The 26,023-nt window shown below is 62.6% G+C and carries 21 protein-coding genes; 4 read left to right on the top strand and 17 right to left on the bottom strand.

Features of this window, described 5'->3' with window-relative positions:
- Nucleotides 1–110 precede the first annotated feature (110 nt).
- On the bottom strand, nucleotides 111–1,451 hold the full coding sequence (locus MOD31_RS14525; RefSeq protein WP_274595840.1) for a bifunctional o-acetylhomoserine/o-acetylserine sulfhydrylase: 1,341 nt from the start codon (nucleotides 1,449–1,451) through the stop codon (nucleotides 111–113).
- A 200-nt stretch (nucleotides 1,452–1,651) separates the two neighbouring features.
- Between MOD31_RS14525 and MOD31_RS14530 the strand changes: the two genes are divergently transcribed.
- The gene (locus MOD31_RS14530; protein WP_043469963.1) at nucleotides 1,652–2,290 is read left to right on the top strand and encodes a VOC family protein; all 639 of its coding nucleotides are present in this window, start codon (nucleotides 1,652–1,654) and stop codon (nucleotides 2,288–2,290) included.
- Nucleotides 2,291–2,376: 86 nt separating this feature from the next.
- Here the strand turns inward: MOD31_RS14530 and MOD31_RS14535 are convergent, their stop codons facing one another.
- A complete protein-coding gene (locus tag MOD31_RS14535) occupies nucleotides 2,377–3,150 on the bottom strand; it encodes a CPBP family intramembrane glutamic endopeptidase (protein WP_250820960.1) in 774 nt (257 codons plus the stop codon).
- A gap of 89 nt (nucleotides 3,151–3,239) precedes the next feature.
- Here MOD31_RS14535 and MOD31_RS14540 point away from each other — a divergent pair, with 89 nt between their 5' ends.
- Nucleotides 3,240–3,920, top strand: coding sequence for a histidine phosphatase family protein (locus tag MOD31_RS14540; RefSeq protein ID WP_142939740.1), 681 nt, complete (start codon nucleotides 3,240–3,242; stop codon nucleotides 3,918–3,920).
- A 20-nt stretch (nucleotides 3,921–3,940) separates the two neighbouring features.
- Here MOD31_RS14540 and MOD31_RS14545 read toward each other — a convergent pair whose 3' ends face one another.
- Genes MOD31_RS14545 through MOD31_RS14565 form a run of 5 tightly spaced genes read right to left on the bottom strand, consistent with a single transcriptional unit; the run spans nucleotide 3,941 to nucleotide 8,421 of the window.
- A complete protein-coding gene (locus tag MOD31_RS14545) occupies nucleotides 3,941–4,732 on the bottom strand; it encodes a DeoR/GlpR family DNA-binding transcription regulator (RefSeq protein WP_142939741.1) in 792 nt (263 codons plus the stop codon).
- 24 nt (nucleotides 4,733–4,756) lie between these two features.
- The gene (locus MOD31_RS14550; RefSeq protein ID WP_142939742.1) at nucleotides 4,757–5,611 is read right to left on the bottom strand and encodes a class II fructose-bisphosphate aldolase; all 855 of its coding nucleotides are present in this window, start codon (nucleotides 5,609–5,611) and stop codon (nucleotides 4,757–4,759) included.
- On the bottom strand, nucleotides 5,593–6,561 hold the full coding sequence (locus MOD31_RS14555) for a 1-phosphofructokinase family hexose kinase (protein WP_166843055.1): 969 nt from the start codon (nucleotides 6,559–6,561) through the stop codon (nucleotides 5,593–5,595). The genes MOD31_RS14550 and MOD31_RS14555 overlap by 19 nt, the downstream gene beginning before the upstream one ends.
- On the bottom strand, nucleotides 6,558–7,493 hold the full coding sequence (locus tag MOD31_RS14560) for an ROK family protein (RefSeq protein WP_142939744.1): 936 nt from the start codon (nucleotides 7,491–7,493) through the stop codon (nucleotides 6,558–6,560). Before MOD31_RS14560 ends, MOD31_RS14555 begins: the two co-directional genes overlap by 4 nt.
- Nucleotides 7,494–7,503: 10 nt before the next feature.
- Entirely contained in the window at nucleotides 7,504–8,421 is a 918-nt protein-coding gene (locus MOD31_RS14565) for an SIS domain-containing protein (protein ID WP_250820961.1), read from the bottom strand.
- A gap of 275 nt (nucleotides 8,422–8,696) precedes the next feature.
- On the opposite strand from MOD31_RS14565, the gene MOD31_RS14570 reads away from it, so the two are divergent.
- On the top strand, nucleotides 8,697–13,085 hold the full coding sequence (locus tag MOD31_RS14570) for an endo-alpha-N-acetylgalactosaminidase family protein (RefSeq protein WP_250820962.1): 4,389 nt from the start codon (nucleotides 8,697–8,699) through the stop codon (nucleotides 13,083–13,085).
- Nucleotides 13,086–13,151: 66 nt separating this feature from the next.
- On the opposite strand, the gene hutI is transcribed toward MOD31_RS14570, so the two are convergent.
- From hutI to tdh, 4 genes are all read right to left on the bottom strand, one after another.
- Entirely contained in the window at nucleotides 13,152–14,381 is a 1,230-nt protein-coding gene (gene hutI / locus MOD31_RS14575) for an imidazolonepropionase (protein ID WP_250820963.1), read from the bottom strand.
- A gap of 11 nt (nucleotides 14,382–14,392) precedes the next feature.
- Nucleotides 14,393–15,490: an FAD-binding oxidoreductase gene (locus tag MOD31_RS14580; RefSeq protein WP_250820964.1), complete on the bottom strand. Its 1,098-nt coding sequence runs from the start codon at nucleotides 15,488–15,490 to the stop codon at nucleotides 14,393–14,395.
- Nucleotides 15,491–15,692: 202 nt separating this feature from the next.
- Nucleotides 15,693–16,886, bottom strand: a complete 1,194-nt coding sequence (locus tag MOD31_RS14585; RefSeq protein ID WP_142939751.1) for a glycine C-acetyltransferase — start codon at nucleotides 16,884–16,886, stop codon at nucleotides 15,693–15,695.
- A 36-nt stretch (nucleotides 16,887–16,922) separates the two neighbouring features.
- Nucleotides 16,923–17,969: an L-threonine 3-dehydrogenase gene (gene tdh, locus MOD31_RS14590; RefSeq protein WP_250820965.1), complete on the bottom strand. Its 1,047-nt coding sequence runs from the start codon at nucleotides 17,967–17,969 to the stop codon at nucleotides 16,923–16,925.
- A gap of 107 nt (nucleotides 17,970–18,076) precedes the next feature.
- Between tdh and MOD31_RS14595 the strand changes: the two genes are divergently transcribed.
- Complete coding sequence (locus MOD31_RS14595) at nucleotides 18,077–19,006, top strand: LysR family transcriptional regulator (RefSeq protein ID WP_250820966.1); 930 nt, start codon at nucleotides 18,077–18,079, stop codon at nucleotides 19,004–19,006.
- Nucleotides 19,007–19,017: 11 nt separating this feature from the next.
- Here MOD31_RS14595 and MOD31_RS14600 read toward each other — a convergent pair whose 3' ends face one another.
- The 6 genes from MOD31_RS14600 to MOD31_RS14625 form a co-directional block, all read right to left on the bottom strand.
- A complete protein-coding gene (locus tag MOD31_RS14600; protein WP_250820967.1) occupies nucleotides 19,018–20,211 on the bottom strand; it encodes a Gfo/Idh/MocA family protein in 1,194 nt (397 codons plus the stop codon).
- A gap of 16 nt (nucleotides 20,212–20,227) precedes the next feature.
- The gene (locus MOD31_RS14605; protein ID WP_142939755.1) at nucleotides 20,228–21,280 is read right to left on the bottom strand and encodes a LacI family DNA-binding transcriptional regulator; all 1,053 of its coding nucleotides are present in this window, start codon (nucleotides 21,278–21,280) and stop codon (nucleotides 20,228–20,230) included.
- A 58-nt stretch (nucleotides 21,281–21,338) separates the two neighbouring features.
- Entirely contained in the window at nucleotides 21,339–22,997 is a 1,659-nt protein-coding gene (locus MOD31_RS14610) for a sugar ABC transporter substrate-binding protein (RefSeq protein ID WP_142939756.1), read from the bottom strand.
- Nucleotides 22,998–23,066: 69 nt separating this feature from the next.
- On the bottom strand, nucleotides 23,067–23,990 hold the full coding sequence (locus tag MOD31_RS14615; RefSeq protein WP_166843047.1) for a carbohydrate ABC transporter permease: 924 nt from the start codon (nucleotides 23,988–23,990) through the stop codon (nucleotides 23,067–23,069).
- A 42-nt stretch (nucleotides 23,991–24,032) separates the two neighbouring features.
- Complete coding sequence (locus MOD31_RS14620) at nucleotides 24,033–25,067, bottom strand: sugar ABC transporter permease (RefSeq protein ID WP_142939758.1); 1,035 nt, start codon at nucleotides 25,065–25,067, stop codon at nucleotides 24,033–24,035.
- Between the two features lie 325 nt (nucleotides 25,068–25,392).
- Nucleotides 25,393–25,950 (bottom strand): DUF5666 domain-containing protein, encoded by a 558-nt coding sequence (locus MOD31_RS14625; protein WP_223942143.1) that lies wholly within the window; start codon nucleotides 25,948–25,950, stop codon nucleotides 25,393–25,395.
- Between the last annotated feature and the right edge of the window lie 73 nt (nucleotides 25,951–26,023).

A 26,023-nucleotide genomic window follows, 5' to 3' on the forward strand; every position in this document is an offset into this window, starting at 1 on the left:
AGTGTGACGGTCAAAGGTCATTTCGTTCGCCTACGAGCACCCGCCACTGCCGCCCGGCGAATTTTCGTCGGCGCGGGCGGCAGTCGGTCTGGTGCGTTGGGCCGTGGGCGTCAGGCGCCCTTGGCAGCCCGGAATCCGGCTTCGAGGTCCGCGATGATGTCATCTACGTGCTCGATACCGACGGACAAGCGCACCAGGCCCGGGTTGACGCCGGCAACAAGTTGCTGCTCCGCGGTCAGCTGACTGTGCGTCGTCGACGCCGGGTGGATGACCAGCGAGCGGACGTCACCTATGTTGGCAACGTGCGAGTGCAGTTCCAGACCATCCACAAAACGCTTGCCCGCTTCCACGCCACCCTTGATGTTGAAGGCAACGATTGCCCCCGTGCCCTTGGGTCCGTACTTCCGGCCACGGTCATACCACGGGCTGGATGGCAGGCCCGCGTAGGCGACCGATTCGACGTCGTCGTGGCTTTCAAGCCACTCAGCTACCTTGGTGGCGTTCGCTACGTGACGCTCCACGCGCAGGCTCAAGGTCTCCAACCCCTGGGCAATGAGGAAGGCGTTGAACGGAGACACGGCCGAGCCGAGATCACGAAGCAACTGGACGCGGGCCTTGAGGATGTAGGAGAGGTTGGCACCCAACGCACCGTCCTTGCCGAGGTCCCTGGCGTAAACCAGCCCGTTGTAGCTGGGGTCCGGGGTGTTGAAGCCGGGGAAGCGTTCCGGGTCCTTGCCGAAGTCGAAGTTGCCGGAGTCCACAATCACGCCGGCAATTGCGGAACCGTGACCGCCCAGATACTTGGTTGCCGAGTGGACCACAATGTCAGCGCCCCACTCGATGGGACGAATGAGGTACGGCGTTGACAGGGTGTTGTCCACGATCAGGGGCACGCCGGCCTCGTGGGCGACGCGTGCGATGCCCTCGATGTCCAGCACGTCCTGCCGCGGGTTGGAGACAACCTCGCCGAAGAACAGCTTGGTGTTCGGCTGGACGGCGTCACGCCACTGATCCAGCTTGTCCGGGTCCTCCACGAAGGTGACGGAGATGCCGAATTTCTTCAGAGTGTGTGCAAGCAAGTTGTAGGTGCCGCCGTACAGGCTGGGGCTCGCCACGATGTGGTCGCCGGCCTCAGCAATGTTCAGGATGGCGAACGTCTCCGCGGCTTGTCCTGAGCTAAGCAGGAGTGCTCCCAGGCCACCTTCCAGGCTCGCGATCCGCTGCTCCACGGCATCCTGCGTCGGGTTGCCGATCCGGGTGTAGATGGGTGCGAGCTCCGCCAGGGCGAAGCGGTTGGCAGCGCTCTCGGCACTGGGGAACACGAAGGACGTGGTCTGGTAGATGGGAAGCGAGCGCGCTCCGGTGGCTGAGTCCGGCTCCTGGCCTGCGTGGATTTGGCGGGTTTCGAAAGACCATCCTTGGGACATGGAGTTCTCCTGTTCGTGACGCATGGGTTTGGCAGCAGTGTGGTGCAGCTGAACTGGGGCCAGTCTAGGAACTGTCCGGAAGTCAGAACAGCTTTATGACGCCGATGGAATCTTTCGGTCTCTTCGCGTCCTCGCATGACGCCCATAGCGAAAGTTACACAGATCCCACCTTAGTTAGGCTTGACTTAGCTGAGACACTGATCACAAAGTGCCAAGATGAAGCCATGCGCATGGATCACGTCTCTTACGCCTGTGAACGAGATGGCCTTTTGGCCACTACCGAACGAATTTCCGCGGCATTGGGAGTGGACGCTGTCCGGGGCGGAGTGCACCCGCGCTTCGGTACCCGGAACATGATCATTCCCCTCGCGGATAACAAATACCTGGAAGTTGTGGAGGTCCTGGACCACCCTGCTTCCGACAAAGCACCCTTTGGCCAAGCCGTCCGTGCACGGTCGGCTGCCGGTGGAGGTTGGATGGGCTGGTGCGTCGCCGTTGATGACCTCGCCCCGTTCGAGGACCGCCTTGGCCGCTCCGCCGTTCCGGGCAACCGCAAGTTCCCTGACGGCCGCGAATTGGTGTGGCAGCAGATTGGTATCCTCGGCTTGATCGCCGATCCCCAGGTGCCGTACCTGCTCAAGTGGGAGGGCGACCCCTCACTTCACCCGTCCAGGATTTACGAGAGCGACGTCAAGATGTCCAGCCTCACCATTGCGGGCTCGGCTGAACGCGTCACCGAGTGGTTGGGTGAGCCGGTGGAAAAGCCGCTTGAGGATGTCGCAGTCCAGTGGATGGCACCGCACGGCACCCCCGGCATCCTGGCTGTCACTTTCGAAACCGCTACTGGAGCCGTCACCATCTAAAGCAGTTCCCTCCAAACTTCGGCCGCCATCAGCGGGTGCCAATGACGTCACCCAGCGATGGCGGCCGAATACCTTTAACGTGCGCTCTAACCGAGGCCTATAGCCTTGCCGAACAGGCTGAAACCTACGAACGCTACGATGTCCAGCAATGCGTGGGCAATCACCAAGGGCATGACCCGCTTGGTCTTGGTATAGATCCACGCGAACACCAACCCCATGACCACGTTGCCGATGAACGGCCCAAAACCCTGGTACAGGTGGTAGCTTCCCCGCAGGAGGGCACTGACCACAATGGCTACCGGCATGCTCCAGCCGAACTTGCCAAAACGATCCATGAGGTAGCCCACCACGATCACTTCTTCCACGATCGCGTGGCGCATGGCCGAGAGGATCAGCACTGGCACCGTCCACCAATAGGCGTCCAGGCCGCTGGGCACAATCGCCGTGGTGATGCCCAGGGCGCGGCCGGCGGCGTACAGGCCAAGCGAGGGGATCCCAATCACAGCCGCCAGGCCAAGACCCTGAAGAAGGTCCTTGCCGGGACGGGCAAAGTTGAAGCCGAGCCGTGCGAAGGCTGAGCCACCGCCGCCGTCCTTGTGTCCGGGTGCGTGGGTGGACAGGAAGTAGAACACCAAGGCCACCGGCACCAGAGCGAACACGATGTCCAGGAGTTGGTACGTGAGGTCAAAGTACTCGCGCGTGCTCTGGGAGCGGTTCAGCGTTGATGTGGCATCTGCCAACGGTGCCCGGGTCATTTTGTCCAGCAGCTGCACTACGGAGTAAACGGCCGACTGACCCAGGGACAAACCCAGCACTATAAGTACTTCGGCTCGCAGCCGTCGACGGGAAGCAAGGAACATGTTCCTATCTTGCCCTTACTCCCTGCTACTTTGCCGGGAACAGCGCATCTTGCCGGACCTGGCACGGCAGCCACCCTATGCTTGGTGAGATGGGCGCCCCTGAGAGAATCTTCATGATCCGGCATGGACAGTCTGCCGCTAATGCCGACACCTCCATCTACAACCGTGTGCCGGACTACCGCATCCCGCTGACGGACTTAGGCGTGGAGCAGGCGAGGATCGCCGGGGAACACCTGCGCCGAAAGCTCGATGGTGAGCAGGTCTGCGTCTACGTCTCCCCCTACCTGCGTGCCTATCAGACCCTTGAAGCCATGAACCTCGGCTCCCTGGTGGAGAGGGTCATAGAGGAACCCAGGCTTCGCGAGCAGGATTGGGCAAACTTTCAAATCGCCGGGGAGATCGAGGACCAAAAGGAACTGCGCAACCTCTACGGCCACTTCTTCTACCGGTTCCGCGAGGGCGAGTCCGGCTCGGATGTGTACGACCGGGTGTCATCCTTCATGGAGACGCTGTACCGGCACTGGCAGAAGCCTACGTACGCCCCCAACACCCTCCTGGTGACTCACGGGCTGACCATGCGCCTGTTCTGCATGCGATGGTTCCACTGGACCGTGGAATACTTCGAATCGCTCAACAACCCGGACAACGCCGAGCTACGCACCTTGATAAAGAACGACGACGACCAGTACAGCCTGGATATACCGTTCAGCCAGTGGGTGCCCAGGGAGGTAGACGACTCGGTCCTGCACGCACCAAGGATGCGCTTCTAGCTTCTCCTTGCGGCCAAATATCAGCTGGCTGGCGCGACGATGACTTCCGTTCCCTTGACTTCAAACGCCGCTTTGTTTTCGGCGCTGATGCCGGAGTCCGTGATGAGGTGCCTGAAATCGTAGCCGGCCATGGCGGCGAAGGAACGGCGGCCCACTTTTGAGGAATCGGCCACCACATAGGACTCTGTTGCCCGGCGTGCCATCACGGTGTTGACCATGGCTTCGCCTTCGTCCGTAATGGTGGGGCCAAGATCCGGGTCCACGCCGTTGACGCCAATGAACGCAATATCCAGGGCAACTTTTTGCATGATGACGTCCGTGTACGGACCCACCAGTTCATAGGAGCGCGGATTGAGGATCCCACCGGTGACCATGATTTTGATGTTCGGCCGGACAGCCAACTGTGAGGCGATGTTGATCGCATTGGTGACCACGGTAAGGGTGGGTGTGTGGGATGGCGCGTTGAGGTCTTCCCGTGTGGAGAGCACCTGAGCCAATGCCGTGTTGGTGGTACCGCCGCTGAGGCCAATGACTGCACCGGGACGGATCAACGCTGAAGCGGCCAAAGCAATCTCCTGCTTGGCCTCGGCGTGGTCGTCCCGGTTGTACCGGCCGGGAAGGTCGTAGGCGACGGACCCGGTGGTTGCACCGCCGCGGGTGCGGCTCAGCAGCCGCTGCTTGGCCAGGCTGTCAAGATCCCTACGGGCCGTGGCAGGTGACACGCCCAGGCGGGTCACGATGTCCTCGACTTCCACGTGGCCGGACTCGGCCAGGAGGTCGAGTATGGCAGTCAGCCGATCGGTGCGGGTCATGACAAGCCTTTCGCGGGTTCGGCGCTAATTCGCTTTAGCGAACAGCGTCAGCATACGTGCAGACTCCAGCACAAGGGCTTCACGGCCGGCCTTGATGTATTTCCGGGAATCCACCACTGCAGGATTGGCATCGAGATACTCACGGACGGCGCGGGTAAAGAACCCGTTCAAATGTGTGGATACGTTGATCTTAGTCATACCCGCGCGGATAGCGGCTATGAGCATGTCATCTGACACACCGGATGAGCCGTGGAGGACCAGTGGTTTTCCCACCGCTGTCTTCAGCCTGGTGATGAGGTGCAGATCCAGGGCGGCACTGCGTTCGGTCATGGCGTGGGATGAGCCAACCGCCACGGCCAGGGCGTCCACGCCGGTTGCCTCGACGAACGCCCGGGCTTCGTCGGGGTCTGTTCTGACACCGGGAGCGTGTGCTCCGTCTTTACCACCCACTTTTCCCAGCTCGGCCTCTACGTAAACACCGCGTTTGTGGGCGTAGGCGGCAACCCTTCGCGTGACTTCTACATTCGAACCGTAGGGCAGATGCGCGCCGTCGTACATGACGGAACCGAAACCGAGGTCCACAGCGGCCAGCGCAAGGTCTTCGGATTCTGCGTGGTCCAGGTGGAGGGCAACAGGGACAGCGGCTGAGCGGGCGATGGCCAGTGCCGCCGATGCGATGGGCTCAAGTCCGCCATGGTACTTGGCGCAGTTCTCGGAAATCTGCAGGATCAACGGCACGCCGGCTGCCTCAGCCCCTGCCACCAGGCCTTCGGCGGTTTCGATGTGAATGATATTGAAGGCGCCCTGGCCCGCGCCAGCTGACGCGGCCCTGTCCATGAGTTCCCGTGTATTGACCAGGGTCACCGGGTCTCCTTCCATGTGACGATCAATTGCTCTTGAAGTTCCTGGTACCGCGGTGAGATTTCGCCTGCGGCGGGCATGAGAACGGCCGCGGCCGACCATGCGGTGGCACGGCGAAGAATGTCGCGGGGCTCGGTAACGCCTTCGGCGAGTGCGACGGCGGCAGCCGCCACACCGGCGTCGCCCGCCCCTGTGGGGTTGCCACTGAGCGCTTCGGGCAGCCGTGCGCTCCAGTAGCCGCCCGGGGCGGCGTGGTCGAAGGCGAGCATGCCGTCCGCGCCGGCGCTGACCAGGACCGTGCGGGCACCCATATCGATCAGAGCCAGAGCGGCTGCTTCAAGGCTGGACTCCCCCGTCGCTTCGGCGAGCTCGTGATGATTCGGCTTGAGGATGTCGGCGCCGGCTTTGGCTGCAGCGATGATTCCGGGTCCGGAGGTGTCTATGATGGCCGGGATACCGGCGTCGTGGGCCAAGCGAACCAGTTCCGGGTAGAAATCCGCGGGAGCGCCCGGTGGCAGGCTTCCCGAACCGACCAGGACAGAGGCCTGCAGGTTTCTATTTCCGCTGACCGCCTCAACTACGGCGATCCGAAGTGAGCGCCAATCGTCCGGCAGGAGCGCCTGTCCCTCCTCATTGAAAATGGACGTTTCCCCGGCAACGGTGTCCACCAGCGCTATGCTGCGGCGGGTCTCGGCGGCCACACCCACCAGGGTGTGCGGCACGCCGCTGGTCCACAGCTCGGCAGCCAGGGTCTGTCCTGCCGCGCCGCCCGTTGGGGCAATGGCGAGGACGGGGTAGCCGAGTTGGTGGGTGACCCGGGCTACGTTGATGCCCTTGCCGCCGGCACGGCTCAAAGGGGTGGGTACGCGGTGGCTTGAGCCCTCGGTGATCCCGTGGACGGTGTAGGTCATGTCGATCGCCGGATTGGCAGTGACGGTGATGATGCGGTTCACGTTGGCTCGCTTCATTGTGCGCCTCCTAACACTGCCCTGGCGTTCATGGCCGCACCGAGCAAACCTGCGTCCTGTCCCAGCTGGGCACGGATAAGTTGGGGCCGACGCTGAAAGTCCAGGATCCCGTCAACCCGCTTGCGGAGCGGCTCCAGCAGTTCGTCGCCGGCTTCGGCGAGTCCGCCGCCAATCACCACGGCTTCAGTTCCAATGATGTTCACGCATTGGCAGATGGTGAAAGCAAGGGCATCAACGGCATCGTCCCAAACGCGTGCAGCGACTGTGTCTCCTGCGCTCGCCCTGAGCAGGACCCCGCGTGCACCGTTCACCCTGTTTCCCGATGCCCGGTGGTACCGCTTGGCAATGGCGCCGGCCGAGCCTACTGCTTCCAGGATGGTGGAACCGGTGGCGCCGGGGGCGGCGTCGGGGTCCGGTACCTGGGCATGGCCGAGTTCGCCGGCGAAACCGCCGGCGGTGACAGCCTTGCCGCCGGAGAACACGGCTGCGGCGATGCCGGTACCTACCACCATCACCACAACATCGTTGAACTCTTTGGACCCGCCGAAGCTGTGTTCAACAGCTGCAGCGGAACGGACATCGTGGTCGAATGCGACGGGGATGCCGAGCCGCTTTTCGGCTTCGGCTTTGAACGGGAAGTTCCGCCATCCGAGGTTGGCGGAGTAGATACCCACTCCGGCCACGGAGTCCACAATCCCGGGGACAATGATGCCTGCTGCCTCGGCGGGGGCTTCGGGAAACTCCGAGGCCAACTCGGCTTTAAGCTCGGCCAGCCTGTCCAGGACGGCTTCGCCGGGGCGGGCCGGATCAAGGGGCGTGGGGACGCGGCGCATGCCCAGAACAGCACCCCTGGCGTCCACCAAACCTGCCTTGATGTCCGTCCCGCCAACGTCGAAGGACAGAACCGGTGAATTTGCGGCTCCGAGAACCATGATGGGATGCCTAGGCGGAGGCGTCGAGAATAACGGAGCGCGTCAGGTTGCGGGGCAGGTCCGGATTCAGGCCACGGACGCGTGCACGCTCCAGAGTTACCTTATGGACACGTGCCAGTTCAGCCAACGGGTGCTTAGCCGTGGTGATGTAGAGCGCGCCCGTGACGGCCATGTCAGCGTCCAAGCCCTCGGGCTGGTTTCCGAACAACCAGGTGACGCGGCCGGGGGCGGCGATGGAGATAGGGCCGTGACGGTATTCCTTGGCCGGGTAGGACTCGGTCCACCCTTGGACTGCCTCGCGCATTTTCAGTCCGGCTTCATGGGCCAGCCCAACCGTCCAACCGGTACCGAGGAAGGTGAATTGCTCAGCATCGAGCAGTTCCCGGGAGACCTCTGCCGTCACTGCGTCACGGGCATCCTCGATTGCCTGCTGTACGTCAATGTTCAGGCTGGTCAGCAAATAAACCAGCGCCGTGGTGGCGAAGCGGGTTTGCACCACTGAACGCTCATCGGCATATGGGAGGCCAACCACGACGTCCGCCAGCTCGACGATCGGTGAGGAGGTGTCGCCGATGATCGCAACGGTGGGGACGATCCCCCTCAGCTCAGCCAGAATCTCCAGCACCTCAGTGGTGGTACCTGAGCGCGTGATGGCCACAACGGCGTCGTACTGGCGGTCGGCACTGTTGCTGTTCAGGAAGGCTTCGGACGCTGCGAACGCATCCGTGACCCCTTTACCAGCGGATTCGCGTGCAGCGGCGTAGCTCTGGGCCATGAACCAGGACGTGCCACAACCGACCACGGCGATGCGCTTGCCGTCGGCGGGAAGCAATTGCTCCGCACGGGCTTGCTCCACGGCGCGCTGCCAAACTTCGGGCTGGGATACCAGCTCTTCTTCCATGAAGGCGCCCAGTGTGTTCTCGCTCATCGTGTGTCCCGCTCTCGCTCAGCCAAATGACGTTTTCTGATCTATAGAAACACTAAACGATCATTTTCGATCTCACAAGGATCACCTGAGTGCAAGGACCACGCAATCAGCGAGCACGTGACAGAGGGGTATCAAAACGAGGAAAACGTGTTCTCTGATGTGCACTTAAGTTAACCGGCTGTTAACTATTGTCAATTCCTGTCTCATGCAGCAGTGTTGGTCAGGTCCGAAAGAACATGATTGTAAATAGCTTGGAAAAATCAAGAAGGAGCATAATGCCCCGCTTGTCATCCCCTGGACGCCTCGCCTCATTGAGTTTGGCCTGCGTCGTCGCCTCATCCTCTTTAGGTCTGCTGGCCATCCCGCCCGCAGCTGCAGCCCCCACCACCCAACCAGCAGATATCGTCAGCGCTGCCGACACTGCCACCATCACCTCAGGCGAGCTCCACGTTGACGTCGCCACCACTTTCCCTCAAGTCCTCGGCTACACGGACGCTGCAAGCAAAGCCCGCCTCGACGGCACCACCACCCGACTCACCACCATCACGCTCAATGGCACGGAGTACACAGTCTCCGGAACATCCTCCGCCTCCGGGAAAGAGGCAAGGGACTACGTCCTTACGGTTCCCGAGTTCGGCAACACCGTGCTCAAGGCCCGGCTTTCAGTGAAGAAGAACGTGGTCTCCTTCAACATCACGGAAATCAAGGACTCCGCGGAACACCAAGTCAGAACCCTGCAACTCCCCCGGATGAACCTGGTGACCGTAAGCTCCACGCAGCAAGGATCCCAGGTGTCCACGGCAAACCTTTCCGTGGACCGGAGCGTGACGGGAGACGAGTTCACGCCCATCACGGCGTCCACTCCTGTGGATGCCGCTGCCAAGAGTTCGGCCTACGCGCTGGCCAACACTGCTTCCTTGGGTGCCGCCGTCGAATCCAACGCTTTATATGACACGTCCTCCGGGCCCGGTTCGAAGGACCGCGGCCGCTTTTGGCGCCAAGCCATCAGCGACGGGGCAGGCGGAGTGTCCATGGGCGTGGCCAGCGGCCAGTGGCTCTACCGGGCCGAGGGCTCCACCACTACCGAGGAACTCCCCTGGACCCGCGTCGCCATTACCTCTGACGCCAACAACGACGGCGGCGTGGACTGGCAGGACGCCGCAATCGCCATGAGGTCCATCCAGGTCAGCCCCAGCAAGGGTGAACAGACCCCGGACAATGTGATCACCCACATCCCGTTCAACTTCGCCTCGCAGGCAACCCACCCGTTCCTGCGCACCCTTGATGACGTGAAGCGCATCTCCCTGGCCACCGACGGGCTCGGACAAGTAGCCATGCTCAAGGGCTACACCAGCGAAGGCCACGACTCTGCCAACACGGATTACGGCAACAACTTCAACACCCGCGCAGGCGGCCTCGGGGATTTGAACACGTTGGTCAAGGAAGGCAAGGAATGGAACGCCAGTTTCGGCGTCCACATCAACGCCACTGAGATCTACCCTGAAGCGAAGTCCTTCAGCGAAGACCTCCTGCGGGCAGATAAGGGCCTGGGCTGGAACTGGCTGGACCAGTCGTACTACATGAACCAGCGCCAGGACATTAACTCCGGCAAGCTCGCCCAGCGCATCAAGGAACTTCGCGAAGCCACAGACAAGAACCTGGACTTCGTGTACGTGGACGTCTACTACGAGTTCGGCTGGCTCGCCGAACGGCTTCAGCAGGAACTCGTCAAGAACGGGTTCCGTGTGGGCTCCGAATGGGCCGACCACCTGTCCCGGAACAACACCTGGTCCCACTGGGCCAACGACGAAAAATACGGTGGCTCCACCAACAAGGGCATCAATTCCCAAATCCTGCGCTTCATCAACAACACCCAGTCAGACGTCTGGAACCCCGATCCCAAGCTCGGCGTAAGCCACATCGTGGAGTTCGAAGGCTGGACGGGACAGAACGACTTCAACGCCTTCAGCGAGAACGTCTGGACCGCCAACGTGCCGGCGAAGTTCCTCCAGCACCACCCCATCACCAAGTGGACTGCAGAGCGGATCGACCTCGCCGATGGTGTGGCCGTCACTGGAAACACCGCCGGGGAACGCAACATCACCGTGGGCGGCGCATCCGTATTGCAGGGTGGAACCTACCTCTTGCCGTGGTCCTCCAAGGAGAACGGCAAGGCTGACAAGCTCTACCACTACAACCCCGCCGGTGGCGCCAGCACCTGGACCCTTACTCAGGACTTCGCCAAGTCCAGTTCGCTGGAACTGTTCAAGCTGACCGACAACGGACGTGTGAAAGTGACCGACGTCCCCGTGGTCAACGGACAGGTCACCGTCACGGCCGACCCCAAGCAGGCCTACGTCCTTGCCCCGAAGAACAACAAGGCCGACCTGCCCAAGAACGCCGACTTCGGCGAAGGCACCGCTTTCAACGATCCCGGCTTCAACGGCGCAGACCTCTCCCCATGGACCCCCACGGGCACTGTCACCCAGGTCCGCGACGACAAAGGCCGCCGCTTCGCCGAGATGGGGGCAACGCCGTCGTCCATCAGCCAGGAAGTAAAACTGGACGCAGGAACCCAATCCGTCAGCGCCTGGATTGAAATCCAGCCGGGCAAGAACCGTCCCACCACGCTCTCCGTCAGCGTCGACGGCAAGACCGAAAGCGTCACCATCGATTCGTCCAACGCGGAAAACTACGTGGCCGGCGACGAAAAGCACGGTACCGCATTCCAGCGTGTGCGGGTGTTGGTGGACGTGCCGCGGAACGACACCAAAGCCACAGTTTCAGTGAAAGCGGCCGACGGCGATGCGACGGTACGCGTCGATGACTTCCGGGCGGTGAAAACCACCCGGGTGGCCACCACCGGTGTGCTCAGCGAAGACTTCGAAAACGTGGACCAAGGCTGGGGGCCGTTCGTCAAGGGCGACGCCGGAGGTTCCACGGATCCACGCACCCACATCACCGAACGCCACGAACCCTTCACCCAAAAGGGCTGGGACACCAACGTGATCGACGAAGTACTGGACGGCACGTGGTCGCTGATCGCCCATGACGAAAACCTCGCTCCCAACGGCGGCCCGGGCCTGGTCTACCGCACCACCGAGGCATCCGTGCCGTTCCAAGCGGGCCACAAATACAGGGTGTCCTTCGACTACCAGAACTCCAAAGCCGGGCAGTACGCCTGGGTTTCCGGTTATGACTCGCAGGCAGGCCCGGCCGTGACGGCCAGCCAGCCCATCGACGCGAAGACGTCCACCGCGCGGTTCGAGCAGATCCTGGACACGGGCTTCTGTGGAGACTACTTTGTGGGGCTGCAGCGCACGGGCAGCTCGAACGGTTCTGATTTCACGTTGGACAACTTCCTGGTGGAAGACCTGGGCGCCTCGGAAGCCGTCCCGGCCTGTGCCCAACTCTCGGCAGAACTTCAGAGCGACGTAGTCCAGCAAGGCAAGGCCCAGGAGTTCGTCACCACATTAGTGTCCGACGAACCGGCAGCCATCAGTGACCTCGCCGTTGCTTTGGAACTGCCTGAAGGCTGGACGGCAACTCCTTCCACACCGTCTTCCGCGGACACCCTCCCCGCCGGCGGTACGCTCACCACCACATGGAAGATCACCGCACCCGCTTCTGCTGATGGCGACTACCCCATCACGGCCAAGGCAAGCTACACCACTACTGCTTCGCCCGCGGGAGGCCGAACCATCAGCACCACCACCACCGTGCGGACACTGCCCAAGCCGCCCCAGGCCACCGTGTTCGCCAGCGACCACCCTTGGGTCAGCTCCACCAACGGCTGGGGACCTGTTGAAAAGGACCAATCCAACGGCGGAACCGGGGCCGGCGACGGAACGCCACTCACCCTGAACGGAACCGTCTACGCCAAAGGCCTGGGAGCCCACGCCAACGGTACTGTCCGCTACTATCTCGGCGGCTACTGCACCGCCTTCACAGCAACAGTGGGAATTGATGACGCCCAACCGACGCGGGGCAGCGTGAAGTTCTCCGTGGTAGCCGACGGCACCACCAAGGTCACCACACCCGTACTCGGAGCCACCAGCACTCCCCTGCCACTGACCGTGGACGTCACCGGCGCCCAATACGTTGAACTGGTAGCCAACGACGCCGGCGACTCCAACGGCAACGACCACGCAGACTGGGCCGATGCCAAGTTCACCTGTTCGACCACCCCGCAGGAACCTCCGGCCCCCGTCCTCTCCGGCAGCGTCTTCGCATCGGACCTCCCATGGATCGGCAGCACCAACGGCTGGGGCCCCGCCGAACGGGACCGGGCCAACGGTGAGCAGAACGCCGGTGACGGACCAGCATTGCGGCTGGACGGCGTCGAATATGCCAAAGGCATTGGAGTCCACGCCGACTCGAAAATCAGCATCGCCACCGATGCCAAGTGCACGGACTTCAACGCCGTGGTGGGAGTGGACGACGCCAAGCTGAACAAAGGCCTGCACGGATCAGTGGTGTTCATCGTCAAGGGCGATGGCCGCGAACTCCTCCGCACGCCCGTCCTCAGCGCCGATTCCGCAGCACTACCCCTCAACGTGGACATCACAGGTGTCCAGAACGTCGAGTTGATCGCCGACAAGAACGGCGACGACGCTGGCGACGACTGGGGCGACTGGGCGGACGCGAAGTTCAGCTGCGCATAGTCCATCTTTCCCTCAGTAAAGAAGGGCGGCGTTCCCACCGGAACGCCGCCCTTCTCCATTGCCTTCTTAGACGACGCGCACGCCGGCCCGCCACACGGAATGAGTCAGGGGAATCCCGGGACGGTAGGCCAAGTGCGTGGCCGACGGCGCCTTCAGCATATGCAGGTCTGCGCGATGTCCGACGACCAGCGAACCCACCGCCCGTTCGCCGTCGACGTCGTTCCCCGACTCCCTGCCCAGCGCCAAGGCGCCGCCGTACGTCGCCGCCCGGACGGCCTCGTGAACACTCAAACGCATCTGGAGCACCGCAGTGGTCACGCAGAACGCCATGGAACTGGTGTACGAGGTCCCCGGGTTGCAGTTGGCAGCCAGAGCGATCTGCACGCCGGCGTCAATCAGTGCACGGCCCGGGGCAAGGGGCTGGCGGGTGGATAGATCGCATGCGGGAAGGCACGTAGCAACCGTTCCTTTGGTGCCGCTCCCCGTTGCCGGATCCCAGCCAGCCCACGATTCCGCGAGCGCCAGGATGTCTTTGTCCGACAGGTAATTCACATGGTCCACGCTCGCAGCCGCGAACTCCACAGCCAGGGCCACACCGGGCCCCTCGCCCAACTGGTTGCCGTGGACCCGCAGCCCCAGGCCAGCGTCGCGCGCAGCCGTCAGGACCCGACGCGACTGATCCTCCGTGAAGGCCCCGCGCTCGCAGAAGACGTCCGCCCAGCGGACGTGCGGCAGGACGGCGTCGAGCATGGGGCCGCATACCAGATCGGTGTACTCCTCCGGATCGGAGCCGTTGGGGACCAGGTGTGCACCAAGGTAGGTGACCTCGTCCACTTCAGCTGCAGCGATGCGGGCACTGCGGGCCTCGTTCTCCACGTCCAAGCCGTAGCCGGTCTTGCTCTCCAAATACGTGGTTCCCTGCGAGACAGCCTCAGCCACGCGGTCGCGCACCAGGCGGGTCAGTTCGTCGTCGCTGACGCTGCGCGTGGCACCCGTGGTGACGGCGATGCCGCCGGCACTGTAGCTTTCACCAGCCATGCGGGCTTCGAACTCTGCCGTGCGGTCCCCGGCGAAGACAAGGTGCGAGTGCGAATCCACCCAACCGGGCAGGACGGCGCGGCCCTGGGCGTCGATCTTTTCGTCAGCCGCGGGGGCGTCCTTACTGGACCCCAACCACGCGATGCGCTCTCCTTCGATCACCATCGCCGCATCCTTGAGGACCCGATGCTCCAGGTCCTGGGTCATCAATTCGCCGATGTTGGTGATGAGGGTGGTGGTTGGATTGGTTGCGCTCATGACCCTATTGTTCAGCGCCGAATGGACCAACGTGCGGCCGCGAGCTGCTCCTCTGTCCGGGATTCCGGACTGTCGGGCGTGACGTCGCCGAGGATGAGTGCTGCGGCCAGCTCCGCGATGGCGGAGGATGTCTGGAAACCGTAGCCGCCTTGTCCGGCGAGCCAGAAGAAGCCGGGTGCTTCGGCGTCGAACCCCACCACAGGAATTCCGTCCGCGGCTTCTGTCCTGAGGCCCGTCCATGCGCGGTCCACAGAACGGATGCCCAGCGATGTTACAGCGTTGAGCTTGCCGATCAACGCCTCCACGTCACCGGGGTAGGGTTTCGCGTCCTCCGCGCCGCTGGGCACGGTTTCCGACGGCGATATCAGCACTTGGTTGCCCTCGGCGCGGAAGTAGAACGAATCGTCAGCTGCACAAACCATGGGTGTTTCCGGCGTCAACGGGTTCTGGACGTTTACGATCGCGGCGGTCCGCCGATAGGGTTGCAGGCCCAGCTTCTCCACGCCGCTGATGACAGCCAGTTCATCGGCCCACGCACCTGCCGCATTAACCACGACGCCGGACTGAAAGCCTTCGGTGCCCGCCCCCACTTGCCAGCCGCTCCCCAGACGCTGGGCCGAGTGAACTTTGGCCCCGGTGATAATGTCCACGCCCGCAGCTTCTGCGGTCCGGCGGTGATCGTCCAGCAACAACGGGGCGTTGCAGCCGAAGGAACCGTTGTCCAACCCTGCGGCTGTGAACGAATCCGGGTTGAGGGCCGGGCACAGCTGCATGGCTTCTTCGTGGGTGATGGTGTGCATGTTGCCGCTAGCCTCTGCACGCACGGTTTCCTCGTCGCCCACCAGCATGAAGCCGCGCGGAGTGAGAATTGGTTCTGCTGCCTCCGCGTCCCGTTCTGCCAGCATTTCGAGTGTGCGGATGGTCAGGTCCTGAACCACTGCCGGACCATAACTGGGGATCAGCTGCCGGGCCGAGCGCGAGGAAGTGTGGAAGGCCAGGGTTTGCTCCGCCTCTACAAGGGCCACAGTGCACTTGCCTGCCAGTGCCGCCGCCAAGGACAGTCCCCCGATGCCGCCGCCAACGATTACCACGTCATAATTCGAAGCCATAGCTCCATCCTGTCAGACCGTAGCCGGGCGTGGACATCTTGGCCCACGGCAATCCCGCCAACCCCACGCTCTCTCACATCCCGGCCCCTAAAACCCCACGCTCTCTCACTTGCCACAAGGAAGTGAGAGAGCGTCCAGCTGGAACCCGCGGGACGTGAGAGAGCGATCGGCTGGAACACGCGGGACGTGAGAGAGCGACTGCCTAGGCGACCGCGGCGCGACTCTTGACGAACGCCTGAACGCAGGCTTCGACGTCGTCCGCGCTGTGCGCCGCGGAGAGCTGCACGCGGATCCGGGCCACGCCCTTGGGAACCACCGGGAAGCTGAAGGCAGTGACGAAGACGCCGTTGTTGAGCATCTCGTCAGCGACCCTGGCAGCTACAACGGCATCGCCGAACATGACGGGGATGATGGCGTGCTCGCCGTCGAGGAGCTCGAAGCCTTCCTCGCTCATGCGGCGCCGGAACAGCGCTGCGTTCTCGAACAAGCGGGTCCGCAGCTCGCCGGATTCCTGCACGAGCTCGATCGCCTTGATGGTGGCCGCAACAATGGCCGGGGCAAGCGAGTTGGAGAACAGGTAGGGGCGGGCCTTCTGGCGAAGCATTGCCACGATCTCGCCACGGCCGGAGACGTAACCACCCGAGGCGCCACCGAGGGCCTTGCCGAAGGTACCGGTGTAGATGTCCACGCGTTCAGAAACACCGGCGTGCTCCGGAGTGCCGGCGCCGGTGGGGCCCATGAAGCCGACGGCGTGGGAGTCGTCCACCATGACCAAGGCGTCGTGCTTCTCCGCGAGATCGCAAATAGCTTCGAGCGGTGCGAGGTAGCCGTCCATGGAAAAGACACCATCGGTGACGATGATTTTCCGGCGGGACCCCTCGGCCTCAACCAGCTTGGCTTCGAGATCTGCCATGTCCTGGTTGGCGTAGCGGAAGCGCTTGGCCTTGCTGAGGCGGATGCCGTCGATGATGGAGGCGTGGTTCAGGGAGTCGGAGATGATGGCGTCTTCAGGGCCAAAGAGCGACTCAAACACGCCGCCGTTGGCGTCGAAGCAACTGGAGAACAGGATGGTGTCCTCGGTGCCCAGGAACTTCGAGACACGGGTTTCGAGTTCCAGGTGCAGGTCCTGGGTTCCGCAGATGAACCGAACGGACGCCATACCAAAACCGCGCTCATCCATGGCGGACTTGGCTGCGGCGATGATCTCCGGGTGGTCGGCCAGGCCCAGGTAGTTGTTTGCGCAGAAGTTCAGGACCTTGTTGGCCGGCTGGCCAAGCTGGCCGGCTGCGATGTGGCTGGCCTGCGGGGAATCGATGTGGCGTTCGGTCTTGAAGAGGCCGGCGCTCCGGATCTCGTCGAGTTCGCCCTGGAGTTGGTCTTTGATGGCTGAATACATGGTGCTCCTCAGTACGTCTGAAAGTCGGGGGATCTCTTAGAGTTCAGTCCAGTCAAGGACCACTTTGCCGCCCGTACCGTTGCGGGCAATTTCGAAGCCCTTTTCCCAGTCCTTGGCGGACAGCTTGTCCGTCACGACAGCGGAAATGCTGCGGTGCAGCACGGGGTTGGAGGACAGCATGGCGCTCATGGCGTACCAGGTTTCGAACATCTCGCGACCGTAGATGCCCTTGAGCGTCAGCATGTGCGTGACTACCTTGCCCCAGTCGATGTCGATGGACTGGCTGGGAAGGCCCAGCATGGCGATCCGGCCACCGTGGTTCATGTTGTCGATCATCTCAGGCAGCGCGGTGGGGTGTCCCGACATTTCCAGACCGATGTCGAAACCTTCGCGCATGCCCAGTTCCTGCTGTGCTTCACGGACCCGCATCTTGGACACGTCCACGGCGAGGTCAACGCCCATCTGGCGCGCGAGCTCCAGGCGCGGAGCTGAGACGTCCGTGATGGCGATCTTTCGTGCACCTGCGTGGCGGGCGACAGCGATTGCCATCAGGCCGATAGGTCCGGCGCCCGTGATGAGCACATCCTCGCCGACCAGCGGGAAGCTGAGGGCAGTATGGACTGCGTTGCCGAAGGGATCGAAGATGGCGCCAAGTTCCGGGGTGACAGATTCGTCCTGGTGGACCCAGACGTTGGTCTCCGGGATGACGACGTATTCGGCAAACGCACCATCGCGCTGCACGCCAACGGATACCGTGTGGATGCACATCTGACGGCGACCTGCACGGCAGTTGCGGCAGATTCCGCACACTACGTGGCCTTCGCCGGAGACCCTGTCCCCAACTTTGACGTCGCGGACGTCCTCGCCGATTTCCACTACTTCGCCATAGAACTCGTGGCCGGCAATGAGGGGCGCTTCGATGATGCCCTGGGCCCAGGCGTCCCAGCTTTGAATGTGGAGGTCCGTGCCGCAGATGCCGGTGGTCATCACACGGATCTTGACGCCGCCGGAGCCCGCTTCAGGCTCGGGACGTTCGACCAGTTCGAACCCTTCGTGGGGTCCGGATTTGTAGAGAGCCTTCATGGGATTCCTCACTGCCAGGGCCGCTTCGCTGCTGCTGCATCCATTAGAGCGCCGCCGACGATTTAGCACAACTAGATTCTTCTCAATCAACGATTTAGGATTTGCTAATGGAAATCCATCAGCTGCAGATGCTCCGGGAACTCGGCGACCTGGGCAGCGTGAAGGCCGTTGCTGAAACACTCATGGTCACGCCGTCGGCCGTTTCCCAACAGCTCGCCCTGCTCCAGAAGTCCGTGGACGTGCCGTTGACGCGCAAAGAAGGCCGGGCGCTAGTTCTCACCGATGCGGGCCGCGTCCTCGCGGAGGCGGGTGCCGCCGTCGTGAACGCCATGGCAGATGCGCGGGCTGCTATTGGCGCTTATCACGATGCTCCTGACGCGCCAGTAAGCGTGAGTGCATTCCACAGCGCGGGTCAAGCGCTGTTCGCCCCGTTAGCGGCGCATTTGGCATCCGGGACGGCGTCCGACGGCGGGAAGTCGCCACGGCTTCGACTCTCCGATGAGGACGTGGCCCAGGAGGATTTCCCGGGGTTGGCTGCCCGATATGACCTGGTGTTGGCACACAGGATGGACAACAGCCCGTCCTGGCCGGAGGACAAGGTCGCAGTGATACCCCTGGCCGACGAGCCCCTGGATATCGCCCTCCCCGCGGATCACCCCTTGGCGGCCCGAAGCGAACTGAAACCGTCCGACGTCGTGGATGAACCGTGGGTGACCAGCCGCGACGGCTACTCCCCCGCAGACGTGCTGGCCGCCGTCGTCGCCGTGAGTGGGCGACCAGCCGAGGTACTGCACCGCATCAACGACTATTCCACCGTGGCGGCGCTGGTCTCGGCCGGTGGCGCGATCGGGCTGCTGCCTCGCTTCACCGCGCGCCGGGTGTTGGACGCCGGCGTGGTGCTGCGTCCACTGTCAGGGGTGAACTCAGTGCGCAAGATCGACATCCTTGCCCGGCCCGAGACACTCAAACGGAAATCGGTCATGACGGTTTGCGAGTCACTTCAAACCGTCATGACCGAGCTTTCCTCACCCACCTGACCCGCAAACAGTCAGTCGCGAACCAAGGCGGGCTGACCGGCGTCGAAGTACTCCACCAGTTCAACCGGGAGCTCCGGTACCTCACGTGCGGAGCCGTCGCCGCGCAGTGATTCAGCGGCAAGAATGCCCGCCACCACGGCTTGGCGAGCGGCAATCGGGCTGGTCTGCGTCCTGCCGCCCTCCGACGCGAAGCGGAGGAACTCCTCGATCAGGCGCGGGTCGGCGCCGCCGTGGCCGCCTTCGCCGTCCTCAATGGTGATGACCTCATCCGGCGCCGCGTAGCCCGAGGACCTGCTGGTCCACACGTTGATGGTCTCTCCGGGCCCATCGCCCAGGTTTTCGATCCGGCCCTTGGTACCGATGACGGTGTAGTTGCGCCAGTAGTCGGGCGTGAAATGGCACTGCTGGTATGAGGCGAGCACGCCGTTATCCAACACCATGTTCATCATGGAGATGTCCTCCACATCGATCACCTCCGCCAGGTCCTTCTGCTCGGTAGGCGGCCAGTTGTCCATGGAGAACCAATCCCCCATGCGCTTGCCGGCGTTGTTGCTCCGGTTCGCGACGTCGCCATAAACCGCAAGATCGCCGACGGCGGCAACGCGCTTGGTATACCCGCCCGCCAACCAGTGGATCACGTCGATGTCGTGGGCACCTTTTTGGAGCAGGAGCGAGGTGACGTTGGCGCGCTGGGAGTGCCAGTCCTTGAAGTAGTAGTCACCGCCGTGTCCTACGAAGTGTCGGCACCAGACAGCCTTGATCTCGCCGATCCTGCCTTCTTCAATGAGCTGGCGCATCTGTACCACAACCGGCATGTGGCGCATATTGTGGCCAACATAGAGGCGGGTGCCGGTTTGGTAGGCCGTGGTGAGGATCAAGTCCGCAGCCTCAACCGTGATGTCCAGCGGCTTCTCGCAGAAGGTGGGAATACCCGCCTGGAGAGTACGGACTGCGACGGCGGCGTGCTGGTTGTCGGGGGTCAGAACCAGGACTGCATCCAGGCCACTGGCCAGCAGTTCCTCGAGATCATCCGTGATCCGGGCGGTGGGGATGCGTTCGGCGGCGTCAGCCCGGCCGCGCTCACTCAGGTCACAAACAACGGTGACCGCCGAGCCCTGGCCCGGCTTGTGGGCGTGCTTCCACAGCCCCGACCGCAGGCCGAAACCCACAATGCCGACCTTCAAATCCTTTTCCATGGTGTGCAATTTCCTTCTGCTGTTCTTAGTAAAGTCTGGTTGCGGCACTGCGGTGCGGCGCCGATTCGCGCACGAACAAATGCCAGGGGAAGTCAAGGACGGCGGGTGCAGTCGGCTTGTCCGGGCTGGACTGGCCGGTTGCCCGCCGGAGGAGCAACCGCGCAAGTTTGTCGAAGAAATCCACGGGACCCACCGTGCTCAGGGAAGGCGACATTCGTTCGCCCTCCACGGTGTTACCCACGCCGATGATGTCCACGTCCGTGCCAACAGCGAGGCCGAGACGCTGGGCCGCATTGATGGCGCTGACTGCTGCATAATCCGTGGTGGCGTAGATGGCTGTGGGACGGTCCGGCATGCTGAGCAGCCGGGTTGCCGTGGCGTACGCCCCTGCACTGGTGCCATCGAACAAGCCCACATAATCCTCGCGTTCCGTGACGCCGGCATGCTCCAGCGCCTCGGAATACGCCCGGTACCGGGCGCCGCCGGACGTGCCGGCCGCCGTAGCGGGAGTCAGGCAAGCAATCCGGCGGTGGCCGTGGAGCAGGTGCTCCACGGCCATGCGGCACCCTGGCCCGGCAATGGAACGGATGACATCGAAGCCTTCCGCGTCCAGGTTCTCGTCAAAAACCACCAGGGTGGTTCCGTGCTCGGCGAGCTTCCGCAAGGCGTCCCGTTGCTCGTCACGGACAGCGTCCACAAACACGGCGTCGGCATTATGTGTACCGAGCACCTTCACCCAGTCCGCGTCACCCAGGATCATCGGCGTGATGCCCAACGGACCTGCCACCTTCTGCACGGACTCAATGACGGACAGGGACCAGGGATCGGACAGCATGGTCAGCGACAGGATCACAGTGTTTGTCCGGCCTGTGCGGATGGCCCGGGCCGCCTGATTGGGGCGGTAGCCAAGCCGCTCCGCAGCGGCCTTGACCTTTTCCGCCGTCGGATCCGACACCCCTGGTCCCCCATCGCCACGGCGACCTGACAGGACATAGGAAACCGTGGCCGTAGAAACGCCCGCTAGTTCGGCCACCATGCGAATGGTGGGTCGGACTCCGGTGTTACTCGCTTTTTCCATGGTTCCCCCTGCTGGTGCTTGCTTTGTACGTTTGCGTTGCGTGGTTGTTGGTTTGAGGCTAGCTCCTGAAGACCGGCACGTTGGGGTCCAACGCGGCCTGGTACTCATCGCGCATCTTGTCGCCGCCCTCGCTCTTCCAGCGTTTGACCGCATCCTTGAGTTCGTCGATCTTGGCGCGGCCGGTGATGATGTCCACCACCTTGTCGCGCAACTGCTTGGTGATTTTTGCGCCCACCTTGGCGTTGGTGTCCGAGTAGGAACCGTTGGTGGGGTTGCGCCAGGCCAGTTCCAGGAGTTTCTCTTCCTGCTGGCTGACGTAGCGGGTGTCGTCGTCGAAGCCCGGGTTGAAGATGACGTTCTCCGGGCTGGACATGATGTTCAACGCCGAGACCAAACCAGGGGCGTTGGTGGTTCCGGTCTCGGTACGGGCCGGGTTGCCGGAGGCATCGATGGTGTAGTCCTGGCCGAGTTCACCGAAGTTCTTCTGCATGTATTCCACAGTGCCGAACGGGGCCGACAAGTAATTGATAAGCGCGAGCAATTCCCGGATTTTGCCCTCTTCGGCCTTCTTGAACGGCGTGAAGCCCACGGTTCCATAGCCCATGTCGTAGACGGGCTTGACCTTGCCGTCTGCGCTGAACGGAACCAGGATGTCGAACTGGGTGTCCTTGCTCAGCGCGCGGTAGCTGCGGATGTCGTGGGGACCGGAGACCACCTGGGCGGCAACACTACCGTTGGCTACTCGCGAGCGGATATCCGTGGCCTTGGAGTCCGGGTAGAAGACGCCGGCTGCGAACATCTTGGCCGTGAACTCTACGCCGGCCATGTACTCGTCGGTTTCGTAGAGGTGGGTGAGGCTCCGGTCCTTGTTAACGGCCCAGCTGTTGGGGGCGCCGAACCACTCCGTCACCATATGAAGGGCGTTGATGTAGGCCGGCTCCAAGGCATACTGCTGATCACCGGGCCGGGTCAGCTCCTTGGCCTTGTCCAGGAATTCGTCGGCGCTGGCTGCTTCGAAGCCGCCCACCTTCGCCCACATATCGTGGTTTCCGAGATACACCTGCCCGAACGGGGTACTGGGGATGGGGGCTCCCCAGATCTTTCCGTTGACGACGGCGGTCTTCCAGGAATCGGGCTTAAGCGCGGCCAGGTTGGGGTACTCCAAGACGGCGTCACCGGAGAGGTACGGCGTCAGGTCCTGGAATTTGGCTTCCAACATTGGCCCGACATTGGGGATGCCCTGGTTCGGCGGAACCCACATCATGTCCGGAAGGTCGTTGCTTGCCAGGACCGTGGCGAACTTGGCGGGGTAGCCATCCCCGATGTCCTCAGCGATTTGGAGTTCAAGGTCGCCGCCGAGCTTGGCGTTGAGCCGCTGCCAGAAGGGGTTGTCCTTCAGTCCCGGGCTCATGGTGTCGAAGGTTTCGGTCAGGCCCGTCACCTTGCCCTTGAGCGGCGGCGTCTTCACAGACTGCACAGCGGTGGGCAGCTTGAAGTAGCCGGCCTGGAGGCCCTTGGCATTGCCTGCGATGTCCGGGGTGACGCCAGTGAATTCCTTGTACGTGGGCAATTTGACCGAAGCGGAGGCAGCGGCGCCTCCGTTACTTGCGGCTCCGCCGCCACCGCAGGCGGACAAGCCGGCTGCGGTCACGGCCAGGCCTGCGAGGCCAAGGAAACCGCGGCGGCTGAATCCAGCCTGAGAGGTAGTGCTCGTCATGGCATAACCCTTTCTGGTTACTTGCTTAATTTCTGCGGATTTGGGTGTTTGGCTGTTGGCTGGCTTTGGCTATCCCTTGACGGCGCCGGTGATAACGCCCTTGGCAAAGTGCTTCTGGAGGAAGGGGTACACCATCAGGATGGGGACCAGCGCCACCACCACAACGGCCATCTGGATGGACTGGGGCGGGGGCGTGGTGGTGATTCCAAGCTGATCGGCCGCACCGCTCCCCTGGACAACAAAGTTGCGGAGCAGCAGTTGAATGGGCCATTTGCTGTGGTCGTTGATGTAAAGGAGGGCGTTGAAGAACGAGTTCCAGAAGCCCACCGCGTAGAACAGCCCGACGACGGCGATCACGGCTTTGGATAACGGCATCACGATGCGCCACAGGATTTGCCAGTCGTTGGCGCCGTCGATCCTGGCGCTTTCAATCAGCTCCCCGGGGATGTTCATGAAGAACGAGCGCATCACCACAAAGTTGAAGGCTCCAAAGATGCCAGGGAGGATCAGGGACCACAAAGAGTCCAGAAGACCGAGCTGGCGGATCATGAGGAACGACGGGATGAGACCCGGAGCAAAAAGGAGCGTGAACAGGACTGCGAGGACCACTGGTCGGCCAAACAGCACCGTGCGGCTGGTGGCGTAAGCCATGGTGATGGTGACGAACAACGCCAGGATGGTGCCTACGGCGGTGACCAGCACGCTAACACCTAGTGACTGCAGGACCATGGGGCCTTTGAAGATGGTTACGTAGGCCTCCAAGGTGGGACGTTCGGGCCAGAGGACGAACCCGCCGGCTTCGATCAGCTGCTCCGTGTCAGCCAAGGACGTGGATACCACCAACAGGATGGGTGTCAGGATGGACAGGCTAAAGACGATCAAGACCACGGCTTTGACCGTTTGGTACAGCGCGGAAGGCTTTTCCTTCCACACCGGGCGCTTGGGGTTGTAGCTCAGTTCCCGGGGTTTCTTGGTGAAAAGTGTTGTTGCCATGGGGTTCTCCTTGTGCGGCAGGCGCGCGGGTCAGCGTGGCTTTCAGCGCACTTGTTTTGCGAAGATGCCGTCTTCGCCGAAGCGGTGGGCAAGTTTGTTGGCGCCGTAGATCAACAAGGCGCTGACTACGCCCTTGGCAAGGCCTGCTGCCGCGCCAGAGCTCCAGCCTCCTCCCACTACGCCCGTGTAGTAGGTGAAGGTATCCAGCACTTCCGCAGCTCCGGCTCCCACCGCGTCGCGTTGCAGGATGAACTGCTCGAAGCCGACTGAGAGGATGTCGCCGATGCGCAGAATCAGAAGCAGGACGATCACAGGACGCAGCCCGGGGAGGGTGATGTGCCACATCCTGCGCCAGCGCCCGGCCCCGTCTGCCGCGGCGGCTTCGTAGAGAGAGGCATCGATGCTGGCAAGGGCGGCCAGGAAGATGATCATGGCCCAGCCGGCATCCTTCCAGATCATCTGGACCACCACCATGACCGGGAAGGTCTCGGGATTGGTCATGAAGGGAATCGGATCCATTCCCCAGTCCCGGAGGAGGTTGTTGACGAATCCTGCGCCACCCAACATTTGTTGGAAGAACGCGATCACCAGAACCCAGGACAAGAAGTGTGGCAGGTAGGCAATGCTCTGGAAGATCCGCCGGACACGCGTGCTGATGAGTGAATCCACGATCAATGCCAGCACCAGTGGTACCGGGAAGAGGAAGACCAACTGCCAGGCGGCCAGGTACAGCGTGTTCCAGAAGGCGTGAACAAAATCCGGGTTACCGAACAGGTCCACAAAGTTCTGCCAGCCAACCCACAAGCTGTCCCCGATGCCCAGATACGGCTGGTAGTCCTGGAATGCGATGACGTTGCCCAGGATGGGGATGTAGAAGAAGAGAAGCAGGAAGGCCACACCGGGCAGCATCATGAGCAGCATCTGCTTGTCGCGTCGCAGGCGTGAACGGAAACTCTGCTGTGGGACCTGGCTTCTCTTCCGCTTCTTCGAACCGGATCCGGGGGCGTTGCTGCCTGGCGGCCCGGGGACTCGGCGAGCTTCGGGCAATGCCGGAGCCTGTTTCGTCGTCGAGTTCATACTGTCTCCTCAAGTGCTGAGCCCAAGCCACCAATGTGATTCAGACCACGCTCGTTAACCGTTTAACAAACCATAAGCGACCAGCATCTCTTTTTGCAAGATCATGATCGAAACTGATCCCAGAAATCACTTTTCATCACGAAGGGGGCACAGAGAGGTGCCATGGAGTGCGCGTATTGCTTATGGCCCGGGTCGGTTTGGACCACAAATGTGATGAGGGCTGGGTCTAGAGGTGCCCTTGCGCCCGTTCCCGCCACCTGCCCCCGAAATTACCTGCACGCACGGCGGAAACGGGAGCGACACCGGCACACAGCGGTACTCCCAGCTACTTCGGGCCGTGCCCGCGCTTATGCCCGTGGCCCTTGACGCCCGCTGGCAGCTCGCCGGACACCACCTTCGTAGCCGTCACCGTTTCGCCGTTCTTGGTGCCACTCACCTTCACTGTGTCCCCTGCCTCGAGATCAGCAGCCGTCGCTGACGGCAATGACGGCCTGCCCTTGCCGTTCCGGAGCTCCGACACATTTTCTGGGACTTTTGCGATGCGGGTTTCTGCAGTGATTGCGTAGCGCTGGGTGAAGCCGTCTTCGCTCTTGACGGTCACCTCGGGGCCGCTCACCGATTCGATGGTTCCGGTCTGCGTGAGAACAGTACGGTAGCTCCCGTCCTGTTGCTTGACCACGTGCTCGCCGTGGATCGCCTGCCCACGGCCCTCCGTGGACTTGGCCGCTCCGGACCCGGACGGGCTGGGCGAGGCAGAAGGGCTCGACGGCGAAGGGCTGGGTTGGGTGCCCGCCCACACAGCCGCGGCACCGCCACCGGTCAGTGCGAGGGCAATCGCACCGGCCAGAAGGCCCCTACGAAAGCTTGGTTTGAGAGTGGCCATGCATCCATTGTGCGCCCACAACAGGCGCGCCCACAGCAAAGTAGGCCGCAGTAATAAATGCGACCTACTTTGA

Origin of the sequence: Paenarthrobacter sp. TYUT067, assembly GCF_023656375.1 — a bacterium.
Lineage (GTDB): Bacteria > Actinomycetota > Actinomycetes > Actinomycetales > Micrococcaceae > Arthrobacter.